This window comes from Cellulosimicrobium funkei (assembly GCF_001019615.1).
Taxonomy (GTDB): Bacteria; Actinomycetota; Actinomycetes; order Actinomycetales; family Cellulomonadaceae; genus Cellulosimicrobium; species Cellulosimicrobium cellulans_E.
This window is the reverse complement of sequence record NZ_JNBQ01000002.1, coordinates 247,856-272,890: the sequence shown is the minus strand read 5'-3', so window position 1 is coordinate 272,890 and position 25,035 is coordinate 247,856. Positions and strand designations below refer to the sequence as shown.

Annotated in this window: 19 protein-coding genes; 9 read left to right on the top strand and 10 right to left on the bottom strand. The window is 74.1% G+C overall.

Annotated elements, in window-relative coordinates; all coding sequences use genetic code 11:
- Nucleotides 1–9 precede the first annotated feature (9 nt).
- On the bottom strand, nt 10–2,406 hold the full coding sequence (locus FB00_RS03680) for a VWA domain-containing protein (RefSeq protein WP_052877410.1): 2,397 nt from the start codon (nt 2,404–2,406) through the stop codon (nt 10–12).
- 154 nt (nt 2,407–2,560) lie between these two features.
- On the opposite strand from FB00_RS03680, the gene FB00_RS03675 reads away from it, so the two are divergent.
- Entirely contained in the window at nt 2,561–2,980 is a 420-nt protein-coding gene (locus FB00_RS03675; RefSeq protein ID WP_047231470.1) for a TIGR03618 family F420-dependent PPOX class oxidoreductase, read from the top strand.
- 25 nt (nt 2,981–3,005) lie between these two features.
- Here FB00_RS03675 and FB00_RS03670 read toward each other — a convergent pair whose 3' ends face one another.
- The 8 genes from FB00_RS03670 to FB00_RS03635 form a co-directional block, all read right to left on the bottom strand.
- Nucleotides 3,006–4,121 carry a mannonate dehydratase gene (locus tag FB00_RS03670; protein ID WP_231581715.1) on the bottom strand — a complete coding sequence of 372 codons (1,116 nt, stop codon included), beginning with the start codon at nt 4,119–4,121 and terminating at the stop codon, nt 3,006–3,008.
- 2 nt (nt 4,122–4,123) lie between these two features.
- Nucleotides 4,124–5,746, bottom strand: a complete 1,623-nt coding sequence (locus FB00_RS03665) for a mannitol dehydrogenase family protein (protein WP_231581693.1) — start codon at nt 5,744–5,746, stop codon at nt 4,124–4,126.
- Nucleotides 5,747–5,921: 175 nt separating this feature from the next.
- On the bottom strand, nt 5,922–6,998 hold the full coding sequence (locus tag FB00_RS03660; protein ID WP_231581692.1) for a Gfo/Idh/MocA family protein: 1,077 nt from the start codon (nt 6,996–6,998) through the stop codon (nt 5,922–5,924).
- A gap of 17 nt (nt 6,999–7,015) precedes the next feature.
- Nucleotides 7,016–7,831, bottom strand: coding sequence for an ABC transporter ATP-binding protein (locus FB00_RS03655; RefSeq protein WP_047231468.1), 816 nt, complete (start codon nt 7,829–7,831; stop codon nt 7,016–7,018).
- Nucleotides 7,828–8,850 carry an ABC transporter substrate-binding protein gene (locus FB00_RS03650; protein ID WP_047231467.1) on the bottom strand — a complete coding sequence of 341 codons (1,023 nt, stop codon included), beginning with the start codon at nt 8,848–8,850 and terminating at the stop codon, nt 7,828–7,830. Before FB00_RS03650 ends, FB00_RS03655 begins: the two co-directional genes overlap by 4 nt.
- 69 nt (nt 8,851–8,919) lie before the next feature.
- A complete protein-coding gene (locus tag FB00_RS03645; protein ID WP_047231648.1) occupies nt 8,920–9,813 on the bottom strand; it encodes an ABC transporter permease in 894 nt (297 codons plus the stop codon).
- A gap of 62 nt (nt 9,814–9,875) precedes the next feature.
- The gene (locus FB00_RS03640) at nt 9,876–10,703 is read right to left on the bottom strand and encodes a sugar phosphate isomerase/epimerase family protein (protein ID WP_047231466.1); all 828 of its coding nucleotides are present in this window, start codon (nt 10,701–10,703) and stop codon (nt 9,876–9,878) included.
- 465 nt (nt 10,704–11,168) lie between these two features.
- Nucleotides 11,169–11,456: a hypothetical protein gene (locus FB00_RS03635; RefSeq protein WP_047231465.1), complete on the bottom strand. Its 288-nt coding sequence runs from the start codon at nt 11,454–11,456 to the stop codon at nt 11,169–11,171.
- 305 nt (nt 11,457–11,761) lie between these two features.
- Between FB00_RS03635 and FB00_RS03630 the strand changes: the two genes are divergently transcribed.
- Nucleotides 11,762–12,766 carry a LacI family DNA-binding transcriptional regulator gene (locus tag FB00_RS03630; RefSeq protein ID WP_047231464.1) on the top strand — a complete coding sequence of 335 codons (1,005 nt, stop codon included), beginning with the start codon at nt 11,762–11,764 and terminating at the stop codon, nt 12,764–12,766.
- A gap of 155 nt (nt 12,767–12,921) precedes the next feature.
- The gene (locus FB00_RS03625) at nt 12,922–16,311 is read left to right on the top strand and encodes a family 16 glycoside hydrolase (RefSeq protein ID WP_082140944.1); all 3,390 of its coding nucleotides are present in this window, start codon (nt 12,922–12,924) and stop codon (nt 16,309–16,311) included.
- Between the two features lie 157 nt (nt 16,312–16,468).
- Here the strand turns inward: FB00_RS03625 and FB00_RS03620 are convergent, their stop codons facing one another.
- Nucleotides 16,469–17,497 carry a LacI family DNA-binding transcriptional regulator gene (locus tag FB00_RS03620; RefSeq protein WP_047231463.1) on the bottom strand — a complete coding sequence of 343 codons (1,029 nt, stop codon included), beginning with the start codon at nt 17,495–17,497 and terminating at the stop codon, nt 16,469–16,471.
- Nucleotides 17,498–17,631: 134 nt separating this feature from the next.
- Here FB00_RS03620 and uxaC point away from each other — a divergent pair, with 134 nt between their 5' ends.
- The 6 genes from uxaC (at nt 17,632) to FB00_RS03590 (ending at nt 24,809) form a co-directional block, all read left to right on the top strand.
- Entirely contained in the window at nt 17,632–19,131 is a 1,500-nt protein-coding gene (gene uxaC / locus FB00_RS03615) for a glucuronate isomerase (protein WP_231581691.1), read from the top strand.
- A gap of 75 nt (nt 19,132–19,206) precedes the next feature.
- A complete protein-coding gene (locus FB00_RS03610) occupies nt 19,207–21,243 on the top strand; it encodes an alpha-glucuronidase (RefSeq protein ID WP_047231462.1) in 2,037 nt (678 codons plus the stop codon).
- 4 nt (nt 21,244–21,247) lie between these two features.
- Nucleotides 21,248–22,735 (top strand): serine hydrolase domain-containing protein, encoded by a 1,488-nt coding sequence (locus FB00_RS03605; RefSeq protein WP_052877409.1) that lies wholly within the window; start codon nt 21,248–21,250, stop codon nt 22,733–22,735.
- Nucleotides 22,736–22,940: 205 nt separating this feature from the next.
- Nucleotides 22,941–23,111, top strand: a complete 171-nt coding sequence (locus FB00_RS03600; protein ID WP_156186287.1) for a hypothetical protein — start codon at nt 22,941–22,943, stop codon at nt 23,109–23,111.
- Entirely contained in the window at nt 23,111–23,467 is a 357-nt protein-coding gene (locus tag FB00_RS03595) for a YciI family protein (RefSeq protein WP_047231460.1), read from the top strand. The genes FB00_RS03600 and FB00_RS03595 overlap by 1 nt, the downstream gene beginning before the upstream one ends.
- Nucleotides 23,468–23,477: 10 nt before the next feature.
- Entirely contained in the window at nt 23,478–24,809 is a 1,332-nt protein-coding gene (locus FB00_RS03590) for an RNA polymerase sigma factor (RefSeq protein ID WP_047231459.1), read from the top strand.
- The last annotated feature ends 226 nt before the right edge of the window (nt 24,810–25,035 follow it).

The following is a 25,035-nucleotide window of genomic DNA, read 5'->3' as shown; positions in this document are numbered from 1 at the left end:
GTGCCGCGGTCAGGGTGCGACGCGACGGCGTACCGCGGCGACGAGCGCCCACCCGGCGAGGCCCAGGAGCGCGGCTCCCGCGAGCAGGCCCGCGACGCCCGCACCCGTCGTGGCCAACGACCCCGATCCGGGTGCGCTGGCAGGGGGCGGTGTGGCCGCGGGAGGCGTCGTGGTCGGTGCCGGCGTCGGCTCCGCGACGTCGTCGTTCGTCACGGTGCACGTGAGCGCGTCCTCGTCACCGACGCTGACGACGTCGCCGACCACCTCGACCTCGGCTCCCGTGACGTCGTCGACGCACACCCACCCCAGCGACGCGTACTCCTGCGGCCCCTCCTCGGCGAGCACATAGTCGCCGGGGTCGACGGAGGCGTGCGTGACGGCGTCGCCACCGGTGGTGCCCTCGATGCTCACCGTCCCGGTCGCCGACAGCGTCCAGTCGCCGGCCGTCGCGGTGCCGCCGTCGTCGTTGACGACCACCTTGACCAGGGTCAGCATGGGCGGGCACGTCACCCGGTTGGTCACCTCGACCGCCCGAGCGGGGCTCGCGGCCGTCGTGCCGTAGGGCAGCGGGGCGGGCTCCACCGCCTCGCCGTCGACGGACGTCACCTGGGCGTCCGCCAGCACGCACCCGTCCGGGACGGTCGTCGTCTCGTCGACAGTGACGCCCTCGGGGCCCTGATAGCCGCCGCGCTCGACGCCCCACTCCTGACCGGAGGCCTCGGCACCTCCCGGGCCCGTCAGCGAGAGGTCGGCGGTGAAGCCTCCCGGCTGGTCCCCTTCGGCGTACTCGGTGCCGTCGATGAGCCACACCTTGTCGACCACGACGCCGCCGAGGGGCTGGTTGTACACGGTGCAGCTCACGAAGCCCGACGCCGGGAGCACGACGCCGAACGTCGTCTCGCCGCTGCTCGTCGCCTGCACCGGCGCGTCGTCGTCGAGCTTGTCGACGCACACGGCGTTCTGGCCCTCGACGGGCACCAGCGTGAAGCCGTCCTGCTGGTTCTCGGTGATCGTCACCTCGGCGTCCTGCGGCGCCCCCTCGTAGTCGACCTCGAACGCGACGCTCCCGGTGCCGTCGTCCGTCGTGGTCGCGGAGGCGGGGTCGAGCGTGACACCGGTCGCGGACGTGCCCGCGTCGAACTGCCAGCCCGCGCCGGCGGGTACGGCCCCCGTGACGTCGCCCGCCTCGTTCTCCGCGGGGACGATTTCCTTCGTGACGTTGATCCGTCCCTCGCAGCCGCTCAGGAGCAGGTCGCGCAGCGCCGCCCCCGCGGCCTCGAAGTCGTCGAGGTCGAAGTAGTCGGCGTCGCGGGGGTCGCCGCCCGCGTAGAACGTCTCGCCCGAGAGCGCCCGCAGGTTGAGCCGCGTGACGTCGTCGATCCCCGAGCCGACGCCGAGCACCAGCAGCCGTGCGCCGTCGGCCTTGACGGCGTTCGCCGAGTAGATGCCGTTCTCCACGTCGCGCAGGTGCGTGGTGCCGCCCGTGCCTCCGCTACCGGTGGCGCCGAACCGGGTCGGGTTGCCGTCGGTGATCATCACCACCACCTGATAGGCCGGTTCGGCGTCCGCCACGACGCGCAGCCCCTGGTCCCAGTTCGTGCCCGAGCCGGTGGTCCAGCCGGCGTACTGGGCCTTGAAGGAGTCGGCGCCCTGCTGGGTCGCGACGCTGACCAGCTCGGGATGGTTCGCGTCCGACCCGGAGCTCGGCGAGAAGCGGTCGAACGAGAAGACCGCGAGCCGGGACGGGGTGCCCACGAGGGCGTCGGCCACCGAGTCCGTGGCGGCCTTGAGGTTGGTCACCTGGCTGCCCAGCGACGAGGACAGGTCCAGCACGAGCGCGATGTCGGCACCGCACTGCGCCGTCAGCGCCGGGTTGCTCCGCGAGAGCTGCCAGACCCCCTCCGAGTCGGTCACTGGCCGGCCGCTCGAGGCGGATCCCGCCATGAAGCCGATGTCGGGGTCGAGCGAGGAGTAGGTCTGCCCGCCGACCAGGGCCGGGGTCGTGAAGGCGTAGGGCTGCGCAACCGAGCTCGACCCGCTCCCGGGGCCGACCCGGAGCGTCGGGCTGGTGAACCACCCTGCGGGGGCGGCGATCTGCTTGACCACGTACCGGGCAGCGGCGTTCGCGCCGCCCGCGTCCGTGTCCGGGACCGTGAAGGAGCAGTCGCCGTCGGCGTCGGAGACGCACACGCCCCAGTCGTCGTCCACCACGGTGGTCGCGTCGACCGTCGCGTACAGGCCCAGCGTCACGCCGGGGAGTGGGGCGACGGCGCCGGCCGCGGTCCGGTCCCCACCGACGCGCACCGTGACGACCGACTCGTCGGCCGTGGGCGTCGGCACCTCGGCCGACGCCCCCTGCGCGCCGCCGACGAGCGCTGCTCCCACGAGCACCAGACCGGACGCCACGAAAACGCGCCACCGACCGTCCACATCGCGCATCTTGCCGCTTCCCTTCGCCCCGTACGTCACCGAGAACGCTATGCCGAAGCCCGGTGCGCCGCGCGGGCGGCGCCCATGGCGTAGCGTCGGGACGTCCCGCCCCGACCGTGGAGGAGCCGTCGTGTCCCGTCCCCCGCTGCCCGCCGCGCTCGTCGAGCTGCTGCGCCGCCCGAACGCCGCCGTCATGGCGACGGTGCGCTCTGACGGCGCGCCCGTCACCGCGGCGACCTGGTACGTCTGGGAGGACGACGGCCGCGTGCTCGTCAACCTCGACGAGTCGCGCGTACGCCTCAAGCACCTGCAGAACGACCCGCGGGTCTCGCTCACCGTCCTCGACGAGAACTGGTACACGCACGTGACGCTCATCGGCCGCGTCACGGAGCTGCGCGCGGACGAGGGCCTGGCCGACATCGACCGGATCTCCCGCCACTACACGGGGCACGAGTACGCGAACCGGCACAGCCCGCGCGTCAGCGCGTGGATCGACGTCGAGCGCTGGTACGGCTGGGGCGAGGCGAAGGCCGCCGCCGAGGACGCGTAGCCGCTCCCCCGACGGCGCCCGCCCGTCAGGCGTCGTACCGGAACGCGTCCCATGCGCCGAGCAGGTACTGGATGCCGAGCGCGCGGTCGTACAGGCCGTACCCGGGCCGGGGCTTGTTGGTCGTGTTCTCGTCCCACAGGTGCCGGCCGTGGTCGGGGCGCACGTAGCCCTGGTAGCCCGCCTCGGCGTACGCGCGCATGATGCCCGTCGTGTCGACGCTGCCCTCGCACGCGCGGTGCGCGACCTCGGTGAAGTCGCCGTTCCCGAGGTGCTTGATGTTGCGCACGTGCGTGAAGTGGATGCGGTCCATGAACGTGCGCACGGCGTCGACCGGGTCCTGGTCGGGGTTCGCGGAGAAGCTGCCCAGGCACAGCGTCAGGCCGTGGTACGGGCTGTCGTGCAGGGACAGCACGCACGCCAGGTCGTCCTTGGTCGACACGACGCGCGGCCAGCCGAAGACGTCGTACGGCGGGTCGTCGGGGTGCACGCCGAGCTTGACGTCGGCCTCCTCGCACGCGGGGATCACCGCGTCGAGGAAGTACCGGTAGTGGGCGTACATGTCCTCGCGCGTCACGCCCTCGTAGGCGGCGTCGAGCTCGGTGAAGCTCGCGAGCCGCTCGGGCTCCCAGCCGGGCAGCGTGAGGCCGTGCGTGTTGGCCTCCATGTCGGCGATGAGGCTCTGCGGAGACATCGCGTCCACGACGGCCCGCTCGAAGAACAGCGCGGTCGAGCCGTCGGGCAGCGGGTGCCACAGGTCGGTGCGCAGCCAGTCGAAGACGGGCATGAAGTTGTAGCAGACGACCTTCACCCCGGCCCGACCGAGCCGGCGGATCGTCGTCACGTAGTTCTCGATCGCCTCGTCGCGGCCGAGCCCGAGGACGGTCCTGCCGAGCTTGATCGACTCGTGCACGTTGACGGACTCGACCACCTCGGCGTCGAAGGTCCGGGTGATCCCGCGTGCGCGGGCCTCGTCGCTCAGCCCGGTGATCTTCGCGACCTCGGCGTCGATCTCCGCCTGCTCCCACACCTCGCCGGCCTGCTTGCCGTGCAGGCTCCACACGATCGTCTCCACGCCCGGGACCTGACGCACGTGGTCGAGCGTGACCGTGTCGTTCCCCTCGCCGTACCAGCGGAAGCCCATCTTCACGGCGCGCTCTCCTCGTTCCTCGTGGTGGTCGTGCTGCTGGCGGTCGCGCTCGCGGCGACGACCGCGTCGGCGACGTCGGGCAGGCGCTCCGCCGGGACGCCCGGCAGCAGGCCGGGGAGGAGGACGAGCGCGCGGACCGCCGCGGCGTCGTCCGGCGCGCCCTCCACGACCGCACGCAGCTCGTCGCCGCGCGGGTCGTCCACCGTGCGCCCGGCACCCACCTCCGCGACGACGTACCCGGCCCACGCGGCGAGCGCCGCGACGACGCCCCGCGGCGCCGGGGCGTCCGGCTGCGCGGCGAGCAGGTCGGCGAGCGTCGCGCCCCAGCGGAACGGGATCTTCTGCGTCCCGTCCATCGCGACCTGCCGTGTCGTGTGACCTGTCGCGGGGTTGGCGAACCGGTCGAGCAGCGTCTGCGCGTACGCGGCGAGGTCGACGCCGTCGGGCGCCTCGAGCGTCGCGAGCGCGTCGGCCTGGAGCGCCCGGGCGCCCGCGGCGAGCGCCGGGTCGGCGACGGCCTCGGCGATCGTCGCGTGCCCGGCGAGCGAGCCCGCGTACGCGAGATAGGAGTGCGCACCGTTGAGCAGGCGCAGCTTCGCGCGCTCGTAGGGCGCGACGTCGCTCGTGAGGGTCGCCCCGCCCCGCTCCCAGGCGGGGCGCGGCCCGGCGAAGCGGTCCTCGATCACCCACTGGACGAAGGGCTCGGCGACGACCAGACCCTCGTCGCGCGCGCCGAGCAGCGTCTCGACCTCGTCGCGCTGGGCGGGCGTGGTCGCGGGCACGATGCGGTCGACCATGCTGCACGGGAAGGTCACCGACGCCGCGAGCCAGGCGCGCAGCGCGTCGCCCTCGGCGCCCGGGAGCGCGGCGTCGACCGCCTCGCCCACGAGCCGCGCGAGCACGTGCCCGTTGTCGGCGAGGTTGTCGCAGCTCAGGACGGTCAGCGGCGCACCCCCGGCCCGACGTCGCGCCGCCAGCCCGCGCACGAGGAGCCCGACGGCGCTGGTCGCCGCGGCGACGCCGGCCGCCTGGCCGCTCGCGTCCGCGTCGGGCGCGCCCGAGCCCGGAGAACCGGCGGAGGCCTCCTCGCGGCGCAGCACGTCGAGGTCGGTCGCGACGGCGTCGACGTCGAGGCGCCCGTCGGCGCGGCGCGCGTACCCCTTCTCGGTGACGGTCAGCGTCACGACGTGGGTCGTGGGAGCCGCGAGCGCCGCGAGGACGCGCGCCGTCTCCTCCGCGGGCCACGCGACGTCGGTCACCGAGCCCACGACGCGCGGGGACGCGCCGTCAGGCCCGACCGTCAGCACGGTGTAGACCCCACCCTGCGGGCGGAGCTGCTCGCGGACCGACGCGGAGCGCTGCGTGACGCCGAGGATCCCCCAGCACGTCTCGCCCGTGGCCCGCGCGGCGTCCTCGGTGACGACCGCCTGGTGCGCGCGGTGGAACGCACCGATCCCGAGGTGGACGATCCCCACCTGGGTCGGGCGGACCGGCGACGGTGGGAACGCGGGGTGTGCGTCACGGTGCAGGCGTGGGCGCGCCGTGCGCGCGGCGTCGGCGGACGTGGCGGCGGGTGACGTCGGGCCGGGCAGGCTCCGGGCGTCTGTCGGGGCGGTCACGCGGCCTCCTGGGGTCGGTTCGGCGATGTCGCCGGGTGGTCCGGCCGGGACCCGCTCCCGGAGACGGTTCTGCGAACGATTGTAGCCACAGCATCAGAGTGATAGACGGCGGTTGCGGGATCACGGGTGCAAACGTTCGCCATCGTACGCGCAGCCGTGCCGCGTACCGGCGATGTCACGGCACCGACGGAGCCGCTCCCTGCGCCGCGAGGTCGGCCGGTCGGACGGTCCGTCCCGTCGCGGCGGCCTCGCGGATCGCGCACAGGAGCCGGACGGTCTCGATCGCGTCGGCGGCCCCCACGGGAGGTGGCGCGGCGCCGTCGAGGGCCGCGAGCACCTGCTCCCACTGGGTGCGGTGGCCGGCGTGACCGATCGCGAGCGGGTCGGCCGCCCCGCCCGCCGCGCTCCCGGACGCGGGGGCCGCGATCCCCGGCACGTCCCAGCGGAGCACCTCGTCCTGCGCGAGCTCCACCGAGCCGCGGGACCCGTGGAGCGCGAGGGTCGCCGGGAACCCGGGAGGCGTCGCCGTCGTGGTCGTGACGACCCCGAGCGCGCCCGACGCGAGGCGCAGCGTCGCGACCGTCGTGTCCTCGGCGAGGTCCTCCCCGAGCCTTTCGCCGAGGTCGCCCGTGCGGGCGAGCGTCCCGGCCTGGGCCGTGACCGACTCGACCGGTCCGCACAGCCAGCGCAGGAGGTCGACGTTGTGCACGCCCTGGTTCATGAGCGACCCGCCACCCTCGGCCGTCGACGACCGCCAGGGCGCGGCGGCGTAGTAGTCGTCGTCGCGGTACCAGGGCACGTGCGTCGCGACGAGGCGCAGCTCGCCGAGCGCGCCGTCGTCGAGCGCGCGCCGGAGCGCCTGGTGCTGGGGCTCGAAGCGGCGCTGCGAGACCATCGAGACCAGCAGGCCTCGCTCGCGCGCCACGCGCTCGACGAGGAGCGCGTCCTCGACGGTCACCGCGAGCGGCTTCTCCACGACGACGTGCTTGCCCGCCTCGAGCGCCGCGAGCGCGAGGCGCGCGTGGCTCCCGCTCGGCGTGCAGACCGCCACGACGTCGACGCCCTCGTGGCGGACCACCTCGTCCGGCGCCACGTGCACGGCGCGCCCGGACGGGGTCAGGTCCTCGTGGAGGGCCGCGCCCCCGCTGTACGCGACGAGCCGCGCCCGCGGTGCCAGGTCGCGCACGGCACGCGCGTGCAGCACGCCGATGCTGCCCATCCCGACGATCCCGACGCCGACAGCGGTTCCCACCCCCCGCACGGGCCCGCTCACTCGGCGACGTGGCTGGCGCCGAGCAGGTCGCGCAGCCGCTCGGCGGCACCCGTGAACCGGGGGTCGACGAGCGTCGTGCCGTAGTCGCGCTCGTCGGGCAGCCCCGGCTCGAGGGTCTCGACGATCCGTCCCGGACGCGGGCTCATGACCACGATGCGGCTCCCCAGGAACACCGCCTCGGGCACCGAGTGTGTGACGAGCACGATGGTCGTGCCGGTCTCGCGCCAGATGCGGTTCATCTCGATGTTCATCTGCTCGCGCGTGAGGGCGTCGAGCGCGCCGAACGGCTCGTCCATGAGCAGGACGCGCGGCTCGTGCAGCAAGGCCCGGCACAGCGCGACGCGCTGCTGCATGCCGCCGGACAGCTCGTGCGGCAGCGCCTTCTCGAAGCCCGTGAGCCCGGTCAGCGCGATGAGCGCGTCCGCGCGCTCCTGCGCCCGGCGCTTGTCCATGCCCCGCATCTCCGCCTGGAGCAGGATGTTCCTGCGCACCCCGCGCCACTCCAGCAGCGCCGACCGCTGGAACGCGAACCCGATCTCGCGCTGCGGGCGCGTGACAGGCTGCCCGTACAGGCGCACCTCGCCCTCGGTGTAGGCCGTGAGGCCCGCGACGATCTTCAGCAGGGTCGACTTGCCGCAGCCGGACGGCCCGACGATCGTGACGAACTCGCCCGGCTGGACGCTCAGCGAGACGTCGTCGAGCGCCACGGTCTCCGACCGCTTCGACGTGAAGCGCATCGTGAGGTCGCGGACCTCGATGATGGGGTCGGCGCCGACCGCGTCGGCGCGGGCGTCGAGCTCGGTCGCGGTCACTGGTCCGCCCCGAACGCGCCGTCCCAGAAGTCGGCCGGGGTCGTGCCGCCGTCGAAGTCCGTGTTCTCGGACAGGAAGGTCAGGGTGTCCGTCCACTGCTCCTCGGTGTTCACGCCGGGCGCGGGAGCGTCCTCGAGGTTGAGCAGGTCGATCGTCGCGGCGAGCTGCGCCGCCAGCACCGCCTCGTCGGGCGCCTGCTCGGCACCCGCGGCCATCGCCGCGACCGCCGCGTCGGGGTCCTCGGACGCCGCGAGGAAGGCGCGCGACGTCGCGCGCACCATCGCCTCGACGAGCTCCGGGTCGTCCGCGATGAGCGCCTCGTTCGCCACCAGCCCGGTGCCGAGCAGGTTCATGCCGAAGTCCGCGAAGGGCAGCGCGTCGACCTCCTCGCCGGTCTGGTTCTCGATCGTCGGTGCCTGGTCGTGGTGGAAGCCCTGGATCGCGTCGACCTTGCCCTCGATGAGCGCGGCGATCTTGCCCGCCGCGTCCACGTTGACCACGGTCACGTCCGCCGGGTCGACGCCGTTGAGCTCCAGCCAGGCCGGGAACGTCCCGTACATCGCGTCGCCCGGCGTGCCGCCGACCGTCTTGCCCACGAGGTCGGCCGGCTCGGTGATGCCCTGGTCGGCGAAGAACTCCACCGAGCTGGGGCCGGTCTGGAGGAACACGCCCACGCTGCGCACCGGCATCCCCGAGCTGATGGCGTTCGCGAGCGGCGGGGTGTCGGCCCAGCCGAAGTCGGTGTTGCGCTGCGCGACCTGCTGGACGGTGTTCCCCGAGCCGTTGCCGGGCTGGATCGTGAGGTCGATGCCCTCCTCCTCGAAGATCCCCTGCTCGACGCCGTAGTAGAACGGCGCGTGCTCGCCGTAGGGGACCCAGTTGAGGGTGACGGTGACCTCGGTCAGGCCACCCTCGCCCTCCGCCGGCCCGGACGGGTCGGCCGACTGCCCGCAGGCCGCCGTCCCCGCCACCACGACGCCGGCGACGGCCAGCGAGACTGTCAGACGTGCACCACGCATGGGAAGACTCCTTCTGCTCGTGCCGCCTCGTCGTCGGGGCGGCGGACTCTGGGATGGGTCGGCGGCGGGTCAGGAGGACGCGAGGACGAGGTTCCCGCGCCGCGACGCGTGCCACGGGATGAGGAGGCGCTCCAGCAGCTCGACCAGGAGGAACAGCACCACGCCGATGAGGGACATGAGGATGAGGTCGGCGAACAGGAGCGGCGCGTCGAGGTTGCCGCTCGCGAGGAGCAGCACGTACCCCAGGCCGCGGTCGGCGCCGACGAACTCGCCGACGACGGCGCCCACGACCGCGAGCGTGACGGCGACCTTGAGGCCGGACATGAGCTGCGGCAGCGACCCCGGGAAGCGGATCTTGCGGAACGTCTTCCAGCGCGACGCGCCCATCGTCGCGGACATCTCCAGCAGCTCGGGGTCGATCGACCGCAGCCCGGCGACGGCCGAGACCACGACCGGGAAGAACGCGATGAGCACCGCGAGGATGATCTTGGGGGCGGCGCCGAACCCGAACCAGACCACGAGGATCGGGGCGATCGCGATCTTGGGGATGACCTGGGCGAAGAGGATGAGCGGGTAGAGCGACTTCTCGGCCGTCGGCGAGTAGACGAGCAGGACGGCCGTCGCGACGCCGATCACGGCCGCGAGCACGAACCCGACGACCGTCTCCATCGTGGTCACCCAGGTGTGCTCGGCCAGCATGGCCCAGTCCTCGACCATCGTGTCCCAGACGGCGCCGGGCGACGGGACCAGGTAGGCCGGCACGAGCTCGCGCCACGCGACGAACCACCACACGGCGAACAGGGCGAGCAGCACCAGCGCGGGGCGCCAGGCCGCCGCGGCGACCGCGACCACCCGGCTGCCGAACGACGTCGTGCCGCGCCCGCGGGGGCCGGGGCGCCGGGCCGCCCCGGCGGGCGGTCGCGCCGCCTGGCGGGCCGGTCGCACTTCCTGGGCAGTCGTCATCGTGCGGTCCTCCATGGTCGTGGTCCTGGTCGTCGGCGGGGCGTCCGGGCGGGGCGCGTCGGTCATCGGAACGGCACCGCCTCGGCGTCGAGGATCGTGGTGAAGGCCTCCCAGGCCTCGGTGAACAGCTCCGGCCCGGAGAACCCGCCGAGGCTGTGGGCCTCGCTCAGGTGCGGTTCGAGCGAGAAGAACCCGTCGAAGCCGTCGTCGCGCAGAGCCCGCACGGTCTCGGGGACCTGGCCGTCCCCGCGCCCGGCGGGCACGACGGCGCCCGTCGCCGCGAGCGCGTCCTTCACCTGGACGTACTCCAGGTACGGGCGCAGCAGGGCGTAGCCGTCGGTGAAGGGCCGCACGCCCACCTGGACGAAGTTGGCCGAGTCCCACGCGAGCGCCAGGTGCGGCGACCCGACGGACTCGACCACGTCCAGGCACCGCTCCGGGACGTCGCCGTAGATGTCCTTCTCGTTCTCGTGGACCAGCACGACGCCGGCCGCGCGCGCCACCTCGGCGAGCGCCGCCATCCGGCGCAGGACGACGTCGCGCCACGACGACGGGTCCGTCCCGGGGCGCACGAAGAACGAGAACACCCGGACGTACGGGGCCTCGAGCTCCTGCGCGACGCGGGCTGCGTGCCGCATCCGCACGAGGTGGGCGTCGAAGTCCTCGTCGACGAAGATCTTGCCGACGGGAGACCCGATGCTGGAGACGCGGAGGTCGTGCGTGCGCAGCAGGCCCGCGACCCGCTCGCGCTGGTCGTCGTCGAGGTCGAGCACGTTGGTCCCCCACGCGCTGCGGAGCTCGACGAACCCCAGCCCGAGCTCGGAGGCGACGACGCACTGCGTCTCGACGTCGGGCGAGATCTCGTCGGCGAAGCCCGAGAGCGTCCACATCGTGCGCCTTCCCTTCTGCTGGTGGCCCCCGGCGACGACGCGGCCGGCACCGTCGGCCCGCCGACCGCAGCCTCCGGCCCGGGGAGGGGCGAGTGCGGAGGGGGCGGCGCGGGGCCGGTGAGGCGAGGACGCGGGGTCGTACGGGACGGTGGTCGAGGTCCTGCGCACGGAGCTCGTTCTCCGTACGCCTGGCATGGACAGTAGGTGCGGGCCATGGCATGGACAACGAGTTGCCATTTGTTGCACCTGACAGCGCTGGACGAGCGTCCGGGTCGCGAGGCGCACCGGGCCGCGGGTGCTGGGCCGCGCGTGAGCGCGACGCGCGCAGGAGGGCGCGGTTGCCTTCGGTTGCCGCCGGTCGGCGGCGCTGGGCGACGCCCTGTGACGGTCCGGTGACGGAACATCCACGGCTGCCGGGCCGCGTCGGTGGCGGTCCAGGCGGCGCGCCCGGAGGGCGCCGGCGCGTCAGGTGCCGGGATCGGCCGGGGTGCCGAGGTCGAGCGCGACGAGCCGGAAGCCCGCCGACCGGACGGCCCGCAGGACCTCGCCGCGCAGCGGCTCGCTCGCCACGACGGGCAGCTCCGCCTGGGGGGCCTCGACCCGGGCGAGGTCGCCGTGGTGGTGGACCCGCAGGTCCTCCAGGCCGAGCCGGCGCAGCTCGCTCTCGGCCGCCTCGACCTGGACGGCGGCCTCACCGTCGCGGGCCCGGTCGACGGCGAGGTCGACCGGCGGCGCCTGGTCGGTGCGGCTCATCGACGCCGTCCGCCGGGCACGACCGCGACGGCACCGGAGGGTCGGGGTCCAGGCCGCCGACGTGCCGCCGTCGGGCGCAGGGACGCGTTCGCACGCGAGATCACGGAGCCATTGGAGGCTGCCCGTCGGGGCCCGTCAAGGAGTTGCCGTCGGTTGCCGTGGGGTTGCCACGGGACGCACCGCGGGGCGGGCCGGGCACGAGGCGGGCACGGCGCGCGTACCGGCTGGTCACGCGGCACGACCGCGACACGAGGGCGACAACCGGTTGTTGTCCACCGCTGTCAGGGCCGTTACAGTCCGACCGCATGACCTCAGCCGGCAATGGTGCCAGCCCGACGATCTACGACGTCGCCCAGGCGGCCGGCGTCGCCCCCTCGACCGTGTCACGGACGTTCTCGCGGCCCGGCCGCGTCAACGCGCAGACCGCGGAGCGAATCCGCCAGGTCGCCAACGAGCTCGGCTACCGCACGAACCCGCTCGCGCGCGGCCTGCCGACCGGCCGGACCTCGCTGCTCGCGATCGTCGTGGCCGACGTGACCAACCCGTTCTTCTTCGAGATCATCCGCGGCGCGGAGAAGACGGCCCGCGACGCCGGGTACACGCTGCTCATGGTCGACGCGCACGAGTCCGACGAGGCCGAGCGCCGCGCGCTCGACCGGACGCTCCCTCTCGTGGAGGGCCTGATCCTCGCGACGTCGCGGCTCTCGGACTCCTCCATCCGGGTCGCCGCCAAGCAGCGGCCCACCGTCGTCATGAACCGGCACATGACCGACGTCCCGAGCGTCCTGACGGACAACGCCCAGGGCATGCGCAGCGCCGTCGAGCACCTGGTCGGCCTCGGCCACACGAGCCTGGCCTACGTCGCGGGGCCGGAGGCGTCGTGGGCCGACGGCATGCGCTGGCGCGCGTTCCGCGAGGCGACGCGCGAGACCGACGTCCAGGCGCGGCGGATCGGCCCGTTCGCCCCGACGCTCGCCGGCGGGCTCTCTGCGGCCAAGTCGCTCCTCAAGCACCCCGCCACCGCGGCCGTCGCGTACAACGACCTCATCGCGATCGGCGCGATGCGGGGCCTGCGGCGGCTCGGCGTCGAGGTGCCGCGCGACCTGAGCATCGTCGGGTTCGACAACATCTTCGGCTCGGACTTCTGCACCCCGCCCCTCACGACCGTCGCCGCGCCGCTGCGCCACTTCGGGTCGTTCGCGGTCCAGCGGCTCCTGGCCCAGCTCCGCACGGCGCCCGCGCCCGCCGCCGGGCCGACGCTGCTCCCGGCGAAGCTCGTCGAGCGCGGCTCGACCGGCGCCCCGGCCTGACCGCACCCCCGCGGGCGCACCCGCCGGCGGGCCAGGGGCAACAAGTGGCAACTCGTTGCCCGGACCGCGCGCGCCCCCGGATAGTGACGGCACAGCGCACCGATGCGCGCCCTGTGCGCAGTCCGACGCACGGTCCTCGACGGAGAGGCAGGCTGATGGAACACCCCTCGACCGACGCACCACCCGCGCACGTCACGCCGCGGCACCGACGCAGAAGACGGCGTGCCGTCGTCGCCGCGCTCGCCGCCCTGGCCGTGCCGTCCGGCGTCCTCACGGCCCAGGCCGCCGTCCCGACCGCCGCACCCGCCGTCGCACCCGCCGCGACGCAGGCGGACATCCGCCCGCAGGAGCCCGGCGTGACGCTGCGCGTCTTCGACGTCCAGGTCATCCTCGACGACTACTGCACGCTCAAGCCCGGCCAGACGCCCAACGTCGACAAGATCATGCCGACCATCGACTGGACCACGGCGGCCGACTTCGGCCTCACCGACAAGTTCGTCACCGAGGTGACGGGGTACCTGAACGTCCCCGAGGCCGGCACGTACGACTTCCGGATCACGAACGACGACGGTGCGCGCCTGCTGCTCGACGACGAGCTCGTCGTCGACCACCCCGGCCGCCACGGCGCGACGTCGAAGGAGGGGTCGATCCAGCTCGACGCGGGCTACCGCGCGCTGCGCATCGACCACTTCGACGGCGAGTTCGACCAGCGGCTCAAGCTCGAGTGGCGCCCGCCGGGCGCGTCGGGCTACGTCGTCGTCCCGAACTCCGTGCTGAGCACCGACGCCGACGTCACGCGCGTCACCTCGCCCGGCCGCAAGGAGTGCGAGGGCGTCACCGAGGCCCCGGGCGACGGCCTGCCGCTCACCGAGGTGCACCCCGACTACACGCTCACCGACCTGCGCCCCGAGGGCTTCCAGCCGCAGGTGACGGGCATGGACTGGCTGCCCGACGGCCGTCTGGCGATCTCCACGTGGGGCGGCGACCGGCTCACGCAGCGCGGCGAGGTCTACCTGATCGACCACGTGCAGGGAGACACGGGCGCCGACGACGTGACCTACACGAAGGTCGCGGAGGGCCTGACGGAGCCGATGGGCCTCAAGTACGTCGACGGCACGATCTACGTGTCCGAGAAGGACGGCCTCACCGCGCTCGTCGACACCGACGGCGACGAGGTCGCCGACGACTACGACACGATCGCGACCTGGCCGTTCGGCGGCAACTATCACGAGTTCGCGTTCGGCCTGCTCTACGAGGACGGCTACTTCTACGTCACCACCGGCATCGCCATGGTCCCGGGCGGCAACTCGCTCGACCCGCAGCTCGCGGAGAACCGCGGCTCGGTCATGAAGATCAGCAAGGAGACCGGCGAGGTCGAGTACGTCGCGGGCGGCCTGCGCACCCCCAACGGGCTCGGCTGGGGCGCCGACGGCGGCATGTACGTCACCGACAACCAGGGCGTCCGCATCCCGACCTCCAAGCTGGTGCGCGTCGAGGAGGGCGCGTTCTACAACCACTTCACCAACCCCGATGGCCCCTACGACGACCAGCCCGTCACCGAGCCGGTCCTGTGGATGCCGCACAGCGAGATCTCGAACTCGCCGAGCAACCCGGTCGTGCTGACCGAGGGCGTGTTCGCCGGGCAGCTCGCGATCGGCGACGTCACGTACGGCGGCCTCCAGCGCGCCTACCTCGAGGACGTCGCGGGCCAGGAGCAGGGCGCCGTCTTCCGCATGACGCAGGGCCTCGAGTCCGGCGTGAGCCGGACGAGCGTCGGGCCCGACGGCGCGATCTACGTCGGTGGCATCGGCTGGTCCGGCAACTGGGGCCAGGCGGGCAAGCTCTCCTACGGGCTCCAGAAGCTCACGTACGACGACAACACCGCGTTCGACATGCTCGCGATGCGCGCCGTCGAGGGCGGGTTCGAGATCGAGTACACGCAGCCGCTCTCCGAGGAGACGGCCCAGGACCTCGCGTCGAAGTACACCGCCGCGCAGTGGCGCTACGTCGCGACCCCGCAGTACGGCGGCCCGAAGGTCGACGAGGAGGACCTCGACGTCACGGCCGCGACCGTGTCGGAGGACCGCAAGACCGTCACGCTCCAGATCGACGGGCTGAAGCCCGGGCGCGTCGTGAACGTCCACTCCCCGCGCCCGTTCGCGTCCGAGACCGGCCAGGAGCTGTGGAGCACCGAGGCCTGGTACACCCTCACGCGCCTGCCCGACGGCTCCGTCGCACCCCCAGTCTACGAGGCCGAGGGCGCCGACATCAGCGGCGGGGCCGGCTGGAACAGCAACCACGCCGGCTACTCGGGCTCCGGGTTCGTCGACCGCAACTGGGAGCCGGGCGCCCAGACGACGTTCGCCGTCCGCACCGAGGAGGCCGGCCTGCACGACCTCGCGATCCGCTACGCCAACGGCCAGAACAGCGACCCCACGCCGCTGCCGAGGAACCTGAGCCTCTACGTCAACGGCGAGAAGCTCAAGCAGGTCTGGTTCGACAGCACCGTGGCGTGGTCCACCTGGGCCACCCAGGTCGAGACCGTGCCCCTGCGCGAGGGCGCCAACACCATCACGATCCGGCACGACGACGACGACATCGGGCACGTCAACCTCGACAGCCTCACCGTCACCCCGACCGAGCGCATCACCCTGTTCGACGGCGACGACCTCGACCGCTGGGCAGCCGTCAACGGCGGTGGTCCCGCGACGTGGCCGATCGCCGGCGGGTCCGTCGAGTCGTTCGGGGGCGACATCCGCACCAAGGAGAAGTTCGACGACTTCCGGATGCACGTCGAGTGGTACCAGCCGGAGCACGCGCCCGAGGTCACGGGCCAGGCACGCGGCAACAGCGGCGTCTACATCCAGGAGCGCTACGAGGTGCAGGTGCTCGAGTCCTTCGGCATCGACCCGCCGCGGAACGACCACGCCGGGGCGATCTACCTCCAGAGGGCTCCCGACGTGAACGCGGCGACCCCGATGGGCACGTGGCAGACGTACGACATCACGTTCCGTGGAGCCCGCTTCGGCCCCGACGGCAAGAAGACCGAGGACGCGCGCCTCACGCTCGTGTGGAACGGGCAGGTCGTGCACGACGACGTCGCCGTCACGGGCAAGACCGGCAACGGCCGGGCGGAGGGACCGACGTCGGGGTACATCAAGCTCCAGGACCACGGCGACCCCGGCCTCAACCCCCGGTTCCGCAACATCTGGATCGAGCGGCTCCCGGGCGTCGAGGAGCCCGGCCAGGAGGAGGTCGCGATCACCGCGACCGCCGAGGTCCGGTGCCTCGCAGGCACGCCGTACGTCGCCGTGCGCGCGCTCAACGACGACACCGTGCCGCTGGACGTCGTCCTCGACACGCCGTTCGGGTCCAAGACGTTCACCGACGTCGCCCCCGGCAAGAACGCCTACCAGTCGTTCGCCGTCCGCGGGGTCGAGGACCCGACGGCCGGATCCGTGACCGTCACCGCCCGTCCGTCCGACACCTCTGACGAGCGGGAGACCGTCGCGACCCCGGAGCACGGCCAGCCGTCCTGCGGCTGACCGGCCCGGTCCGAACCCGGGGCTGTCTCATGCGCCACCCGGCGCACGAGGCGGCCCCGGGTTCGTCGTCGGCGGTGGGAGAACCCAGGTGGCGCGCGAGATAGAGGTTCCCGTCGCGAGGTAGAGCCCGGCTCGCTCTACACCGAGACCGGAGGCTCTATCTCGCGGGAAGGTCGCGGGTGGGGGCGAGGGTCGTCGAGTCGCGCACCATGAGCTCGACGGGGAGGACGTCGTCGGGCGAGGTCGCGGGGTCGTGCGACCCGTCGGCGGCGGCGCCGCGACGCGTGCCGAGCGCGGCGACCAGGCGGTCGACGGCGCGGGCGCCGAGGCGCGCGAGGTCGGTGCGGACCGTGGTGAGCGGGGGCGAGGCGAGGGTGGCGACGAACGTGTCGTCGAACCCGACGACGCTGAGGTCGCGCGGGACGTCGACGCCGCGCTCGCGCAGGCGTGCCACGAGGCCGAGGGCGACGAGGTCGTTGTAGGCGAGGACCGCCGTCGCTCCCGACGCGACGACGAGGTCGGCGGCGGCGCGGCCGCCCTCGACCCGAGGGCGGAACGACCCCACGGTGACGGTCTCGACGTCCGGGTAGCGCTCACGGGCGACGTCGAGCCCGGCGCGGCGACGGGCGTCGGACCAGGAGCGGTCGGGCCCGCCGACGTAGGCGACGCGGCGGTGGCCCAGCGCGCGCAGGTGCTCGACGGCGAGGAGGACGCCGTGCGCGTCGTCCGAGGAGACGGAGGGGACGCCGTCGTGACGGAGGTTGACGAGCACGACGGGAGCGTCACGCGCGGCCTCCAGGTCCGCCTCGGCCGCGCGCGGGGAGCACAGCACGAGCCCGTCCGTCTGGGACCGCAGCCCGGTCACGAGCTCCGTCTCGAGCGCGGGGTCCTCCCCCGCGTCGACGACGAACACGGCATGGCCCGTCTGGCGCGCCCGCGCCTGCACCCCCTTGGTCACCGACGCGAAGTACGGGTTCTCCAGGTCGGGCACCACGAGCCCGAGGGCCCCGGTGCGTCCCGCGCGCAGGCCGCTCGCGGCGCGGTTGGGACGGTAGCCGAGGCGGTTGGCCACCGCGACGACGCGGTCGCGCGTCTCGGGGGCGACGCGCTCGGGCTCGGCGAGGGCCCGCGAGACCGTGGAGATCGACACCCCGCTCTCGCGGGCGACGTCACGGACGGTGACCACGGCTGCCTCCTCGGCGCTCGGGCCCCGCGGGGAGACCGGGGCTGCGAACGATTGTAGCGCTCGGGGTCGACGACACAGCGGAACGCCGATGACGTAGGATGCAAACGTTCGCAACGACGCCTCTGGAGGAACCCGTGACGAGCACGGCCCACCTGGACCCGACCACCGCGACGGCGCCGTGGTCCCTGCACCCCGACCGCGCGCTCCCCGCCGACCCCGTGCTCCGACCGCTCGCCCGCGAGGTCTACGCCGCGACGCGCGACCTGCCGATCGTCTCGATGCACGGCCACGTCGACGTCGCGCTGTTCGCCGACGACACCCCGTTCGGCGACCCCGCCGCGCTGTTCGTCACGCCCGACCACTACCTCGTGCGCATGCTCGTCGCCCAGAGCACGTCACCGCACGGGTCGCCGGGCGTGCGCGGCGTCCAGGACCTCGGGGTCGCGCCCGTGCCCGGCGCCCCCGACGGCACCGCCCCCGCCGAGACGGACCCGCGCGAGATCTGGCGCCGGTTCTGCGCCGGGTGGCACCTGTTCCGCGGCACCCCGACGCGGTACTGGACGGAGCACGCGCTCGTCGAGGTCTTCGGCGCCCCGGTGAAGCCGTCGGCCGAGACCGCGGATGCGCTGTACGACCACCTGGTCGACCGGCTCGCGCGTCCCGAGTACCGTCCGCGCGCGCTGTTCGAGCGGTTCGGCCTCGAGCTCCTCGCCACGACCGACCCCGCGCAGTCCCCGCTCGCCGACCACGCGCGCCTCGCCGCGGACGGCTGGGGCGAGCGCGTCGTGCCCACGTTCCGCCCCGACCCGCTCCTGCACCTCGACCGCGCCGACTGGGCGACGCAGGTCGCCGAGCTCGGTGCCGCGGCGGGCACGGACGTCGTCGACTATCGCTCCTACCTCGACGCGCTGCGCGCACGCCGCGCCGCGTTCGTCGCCGCCGGCGCCCGCGCGACCGACCACGGCCACCTGACCGCCGACACCACTCCTCTCGACGACGCCGACGCCGCCCGCATCCTCGACCGCGCGCTGCGCGGCGAGGCCACGACGGCCGACGCGCGGGCGTTCTCCGCGCACATGCTGTTCCAGATGGCCGCGATGTCGGCCGAGGACGGGCTCGTCCTGCAGCTCCACCCCGGCGTCCTGCGCGACCACTGCGCCGGCGTCGCGCAGGCCTACGGTCCCGACAAGGGCTACGACATCCCCGAGCGCACCGAGTACGTGCGCGCGCTGCGCCCCGTCCTCGAGGCGTTCGGGCACCACCCCGGCTTCCGGATGATCGCGTTCACCGTCGACGAGGACACCTTCTCGCGCGAGCTCGCTCCCCTCGCGGGCGTCTACCCGGCGCTGCGGCTCGGCGCCCCGTGGTGGTTCCTCGACACCCCTGACGGCATGCGTCGCTTCCGTGAGGCCGCGACCGACTCCGCGGGCTTCTACAACACGAGCGGGTTCGTCGACGACACGCGCGCGTTCTGCTCCATCCCGGCCCGCCACGACCTCGCACGCCGGATCGACGCCGGCCACCTCGCCCGCCTCGTCGCCGAGCACCGGCTCGACCTCGACGAGGCGCTCGAGACCGCCGTCGACCTCGCCTACCACCTGCCCCAGGCGTCCTACCCGCCGTTGAGTGCATGAAGTAGTCGCCGCGGCGGCCCGATCTCGCGACGATTTCACGCACTCACGCTCAGACCGTTCCCCCAGGAGAGACCCGTGACCACCCCGGACCACCCGTCCGTGCACCCCGCCTGGCTGCCCGACGCCGCGACCGCCTTCCTGCACGGCCGCACCGTGCTCGTCGCGGGCGACGGCCCGCTCGCCGAGACCGTCCGCGGCGAGGCCCGCCGTGCGGGCGCGACCCTCGTCGACGGCGACGCCGACCTCGTCCTGCGCGACACCGGCGCCGTCCCCGGCGGCGAGGGGTTCGTCGTCGCGCACCGAGACGGCCGCCTGGACGTCGCGGCGGACGACGACGCCGCGCTCCTCCACGCGTGGTTCCACGTCGTGCGCTCCGGGACGACGGACGCCGCCGGCCACCCGGACGCTCGCCACGAGCCCGCGCACGCGCTGCGCATGCTCGACCACTGGGACAACGTGGACGTCCACCCGGTCATGGGCCAGGTCGAGCGCGGGTACTCGGGCGGCTCGATCTTCTACGCGGACGGGCACGTGCGCGAGGACCTGTCGCGCGTCGAGCAGTACGCGCGCCTGCTCGCGGCGACGGGCGTGAACCGCGTCGCGATCAACAACGTCAACGTGCACGCGCGCGAGGCGCGGCTGCTCACCGACGGCCTGCCCGACGTCGCGCGCGTCGCCGCCGCGTTCCGGCCGTGGGGCATCCGGGTGCACCTGTCCGTGAGCTTCGCGTCGCCGATCGTGCTCGGCGGGCTCCCGACGTCGGACCCGCTGGACCCGGGCGTCCGGGCGTGGTGGGCGGACGCCGTCGCGCGCGTGTACGCGGCGATCCCCGACTTCGGCGGGTTCGTCGTCAAGGCGGACTCCGAGGGGCAGCCGGGGCCGTTCGCGTACGGGCGCGACCACGCCGACGGCGCCAACCTCCTCGCGCGCGCCCTCGCCCCGCACGGCGGCACGGTGCACTGGCGCGCGTTCGTCTACAACCACACGCAGGACTGGCGTGACCGCTCGACCGACCGGGCGCGCGCCGCCTACGACCACTTCGCGCCGCTCGACGGGCGGTTCGACGAGAACGTCGTGGTGCAGGTCAAGCACGGCCCGATGGACTTCCAGACGCGCGAGCCCGTGTCCCCCGTGCTCGCCGCGATGCCGCGCACGCGCCTCGCCGTCGAGCTCCAGGTGACGCAGGAGTACACGGGCCAGCAGCGCCACGCGTGCTACCTGGGCCCGTGGTGGAGCGAGATCCTGCGGTTCCGGCCGTGGGGCCCGGTCGAGGGCGACGACGGCTCCCCCACGGTGTCCGACGTCGTCGGGGGCGCGGGCCCGGGGGCCTCGCCCCAGGTGGCAGCCGCGCGGGGCGGCGGGATCGCCGCGGTGTCCAACGTCGGCGACGACGCGTTCTGGACGGGCCACCCGCTCGCGCAGGCGAACCTCTACGCGTTCGGCCGCCTCGCGTGGGACCCGACGCTCGACCCGACCGCCGTCCTCGACGAGTGGGTCGCGCTGACGTTCGCGTCCCCGTCGTCCGCGAGCGCCGACCGCACCGTCGACCCCGACGTCCGGGCGGGGGTCCACGCCGTCCTCGACGACTCGTGGCGCACCTACGAGGCGTACACCGCGCCGCTCGGCGTGGGCTTCATGGTGAACCCGGGGCACCACTACGGGCCGTCGGTCGACGGCTACGAGTACTCGCCGTGGGGCACGTACCACTTCGCCGACCGCGACGGCATCGGGGTCGACCGCACGCGCGCGACCGGCACCGGCTACATCGGCCAGTACCCCGCACCGTGGCGCGACGTCTACGAGTCGCTCGACACGTGCCCCGACGAGCTGCTGCTCTTCTTCCACCACGTGCCGTACGGGCACGTGCTGCACGACGGCACGACCGTCGTCCAGCACGTGTACGACACCCACTTCGCCGGCGTCGAGCGCGTCGAGGAGTACGTGCGCACGTGGCAGGGACTGCGCGGCGCGGTCGACGACGCGGTGTTCGAGCGGGTCACCGAGCGCCTCGCGGAGCAGCTCCGCTCCGCCCGCGAGTGGCGCGACCAGGTGTGCACCTACTTCCTGCGCGCGTCCGGCGTGGCCGACGCGCACGGCCGCACGATCTACTGAGCACGTGACCGAGCACCCCGTGACCGAGACCGCGACGGCGTCCCCCACCGGGCCCGCCGCGCCGGCGCCCTGCCCCGAGGCGCACGGCATCCCGTCCGCCGCGGTCCTCGACCTGCTCGACGCGCTCGAGGGCGGCGGGCTCGACCCGCACGGCCTCGTCGTCGCGCGCGACGGCATCCCGGTGGTCGAGGCGGCCTGGGCGCCGCACGACGCGCCGCTACCCGGTCTCGTCTACTCCGTCTCGAAGACGTTCACCGCGCTCGCCGTCGGGCACCTCGTGGCCGAGGGGCGCCTCACGGTCGACGACCGCGTCGGGGAGGTGCTCGGCCTGCCCGACCCCTCCGGCCTCACCGTGCGGCACCTGCTGACGATGAGCACCGGTCACACGTCCGGCCAGCTCGCCGAGATCGGGTTCGACCTCCCCCGCCTGCTCGCCACCCCGCCGGAGCACGCCCCGGGCACGCACTTCGCGTACAGCTCGCCCGCGTCGCGCGCGCTGTCCTCGGTCGTCACCGCCGTGACCGGTGAGCGCCTGCTCGCCTACCTGCGCCCGCGCGTGCTCGATCCGCTCGAAATCACGCACCCGTGGTGGGTCGAGATCGACGGACTCGACCAGGGCTTCTCGGGGCTGCACGTGACGACCACCGAGCTGGCGCGCCTCGCCGTCGCGATGGCCGACGGCGGCCGGTACGCGGGCGTCACCGTGATCCCGCCCACGTGGCTGGCCGCGATGCGCGAGCCTTGGTCGGACACGGCGGAGCACGGCGGCGCCCCCGGGGTGGCCGGCGGGGAGCCGCCGGACTGGTCGCGCGGCTACGGCTACCAGGTGTGGACGAGCCGGCACGGGTTCCGGGCCGACGGCGCGTACGGGCAGTTCGCGATCGCCGTCCCCGAGCGCGGGCTCGCGATCGGCTACCGCGGCGCGACCCGCGACGCGCAGTCGACCCTCGACGCGATCTGGGCGTTCGTCGAACGCGCGAGCGACGGCAGCACCCCGCTGCCGCCCGACCCCGCCGCCGCGGCGCGCCTCGCCGACAGGCTCGCGACGCTCGACGCGTGGCCGGGCGTCGTCGGCCAGGAGCTCGACCCGCAACCGACGCCGCAGGACGTGATCAGCCCGGTGCCGTGGACGCTCCACGCCGTCCGGGCCGGGTCCCCGTACACCTGGCGCCTCGACGTCGGTGGACAGCCGGTCCCCGTCGCCGAAGACCGCTGGACGACGCGCGTCCTGCCCTGGCCCCACGCCGCCGAGGGCTCCGGCCCTGCCGCGGGGCCCGTCGTCGACCCCGTGCTCGTCGTCTCGACGCGCGGCCGCGCGCTGCCCGACGGCACCGTCGAGGTGCACGTGGTGCTCCCGACGTCGCCGCACCGCCTCGTCGCGACGGGCCGCCCCGGGGAGCGCCTGACCCTCGCCTGGCACACGACGCCGCTGTGGCACCCGAGCCTGTCGACGCTCGTCGTCCCGGCGGCCCACGCCGCGACGTTCTCCTGACGCGAGATCGACCCGCCCGTCTCCAGATCGGCCCTCCGAGGGTCGATCTAGAACGCTCGGGTCGATCTCGCGGGACCTTGCCGCCCCGCCCTGCCGCCGCCCCGACGGATTCCCAGAACTCGTCGCCGCGTCGTGTCGATCTCGCCGCCCGGGCTTCGTCGTCTGGGTGAGCGGCCGCACGGGCCGCACCGACGGAGGAGGCACGATGACCTTTCTGCAGACGATCCTCGCGGCGAACCGGGAGCAGCCGCCGGACCTCGCGCGCTACCGTGACGGACGGCGCAGCGTCGGCGACGGGATCGACGTCGCCGACGTGGTGCTCTACGGGCCGACGGCGCTCCGCCGGCCCGCGACGACGAGGGCGGAGGACCTCTGATGCGCTACCTGATGCTCGTGCTCGGCACGCCGCACGACCCCGACCTGCGACCCGAGGAGTTCGAGGCGGCCCCGCCGATCGAGGAGTGGGTCGGACGGCACTACGGCAGCGGCGCCGCGGTGATCGGCGACCGGCTGCGACCGGCGGAGGACGCCGTCGGCGTGCGGGTGCGCGGCGGCAAGGTCCTCGTCACCGACGGCCCGTTCTCCGAGACCAAGGAGACGATCGCCGGGTTCGACGTCCTCGAGGCGCCCGACCTGGACACCGCGATCGCCATCGCGTCCGAGCACCCCATGGCGTACGGCGGCGCGATCGAGCTGCACCCTGCGTGGCCGCTCGACCTCGACAGGCCCTGACCTGTCGGTCGTGACGGACCCGAGCCGCGCCGTCGAGGACGCGTTCCGCACCGAGTGGGGACGCGTCCTCGGCGCTGTCGCGCGCAGCACGGGCGACCTCGACCTGGCCGAGGAGTCGGCGCAGGAGGCGTTCGCGACCGCGCTGCGCACGTGGGGCCGCGACGGCGTCCCGGAACGTCCCGGCGCCTGGCTCACGACGACGGCCCGCCGGCACGCGATCGACGTCCTGCGACGGCGCCGGGTCGAGGCGGAACGCGTCGCCGCGTCCGGCCGGCTGGGCGAGCGCGTCGACCCGGGGCCGCGGGCCGGCAATCCCGCCGCCGACCCCGTGGTCGAGCAGGTCGCCGTCGGCCTCGACGACGACGCGTGGGAGCCGGACGACCCCGACGGCGACCTCCTGCGACTGCTGTTCACGTGCTGCCACCCGGCCCTGCCCGCCGAGGCGCGGGTCGCCCTCACCCTGCGGTCGCTGACCGGCATGACGACGGCGCAGGTCGCGCGGGCCTTCCTCGTCCCCGAGGCGACGATGGCGCAGCGCCTCGTCCGAGCCAAGCGCCGCATCCGCGCGACCGGGATCACGTTCCGGGTGCCGCCCGCCTCGCTCCGGGCGGAGCGCGTCGACGGCGTCCTCGCCGTCCTGTACGTGCTCTTCACGGAGGGCTACGACGCCTGGGCGGAGCCCGCCGACGTGGTCGAGGGATCTGCCGAGCGGCGCGCGCTCGCCGACGTCGCCGTCCGGCTCGCGCGCCTCGCCGCACGGCTGCTCGACGACGAGCCCGAGGCACGTGGCCTGCTCGCCCTGCTCCTGCTCCAGCACGCGCGCCGGGACGTGCGCGTCGGCCCGGACGGCGCGACGCGCACCCTCGCCGAGCAGGACCGCGCGCGCTGGCGGCACGAGGAGATCGCCGAGGGCGTGGCCGAGCTCGAGGCGGCGCTCGCCGTCGGGCGCCCCGGGCCGTACCAGGTGCAGGCCGCCGTCGCGGCGCTGCACGACGAGGCTTCCGACGCCGACGCGACCGACTGGCCCCAGATCCTCGGCCTGTACGACGTGCTGCTCGACCTCACCGGCTCGCCGGTCGTCGCGCTCAACCGTGCGGTCGCCGTCGCCGAGGTGCGCGGGGCGGACGCCGGCCTCGCCGCGGTCGGCGCCGTCGCCGCCGAGCCCGCGCTCGCGGGATACCACCTGCTGCCCGCGGTGCGCGCCGAGCTGCTCGAGCGCGCCGGACGCCCCGCGGACGCCGCCGCCGACCTGCACCGCGCACTCGCGCTCGTGGACCGCGAGGGCGACCGCCGCCTCCTGCAACGCCGCCTGGCGGACCTTCCTCCCGCGAGATCGACCTAGAGTCTGTTTCGGAAGTGGTCAGCGGTGGACTAGCGCTTCCAAGACCTGGGTCGTGATGGTGGCGTGGTCTAGCTCAGTAGTCGCGGGTGTGCTCGTCGGTGGCGGCGTCGCGGTGCCCAATCTCGTAGCCCCCGAGTGCTCCAGGGCGGGCGTGGACTGAGATCGACCTGTCGATGTCCTCGTCGCCGGGGTAGACCACGAAGAGCGTGTCGGTCGTGGTTCTCAG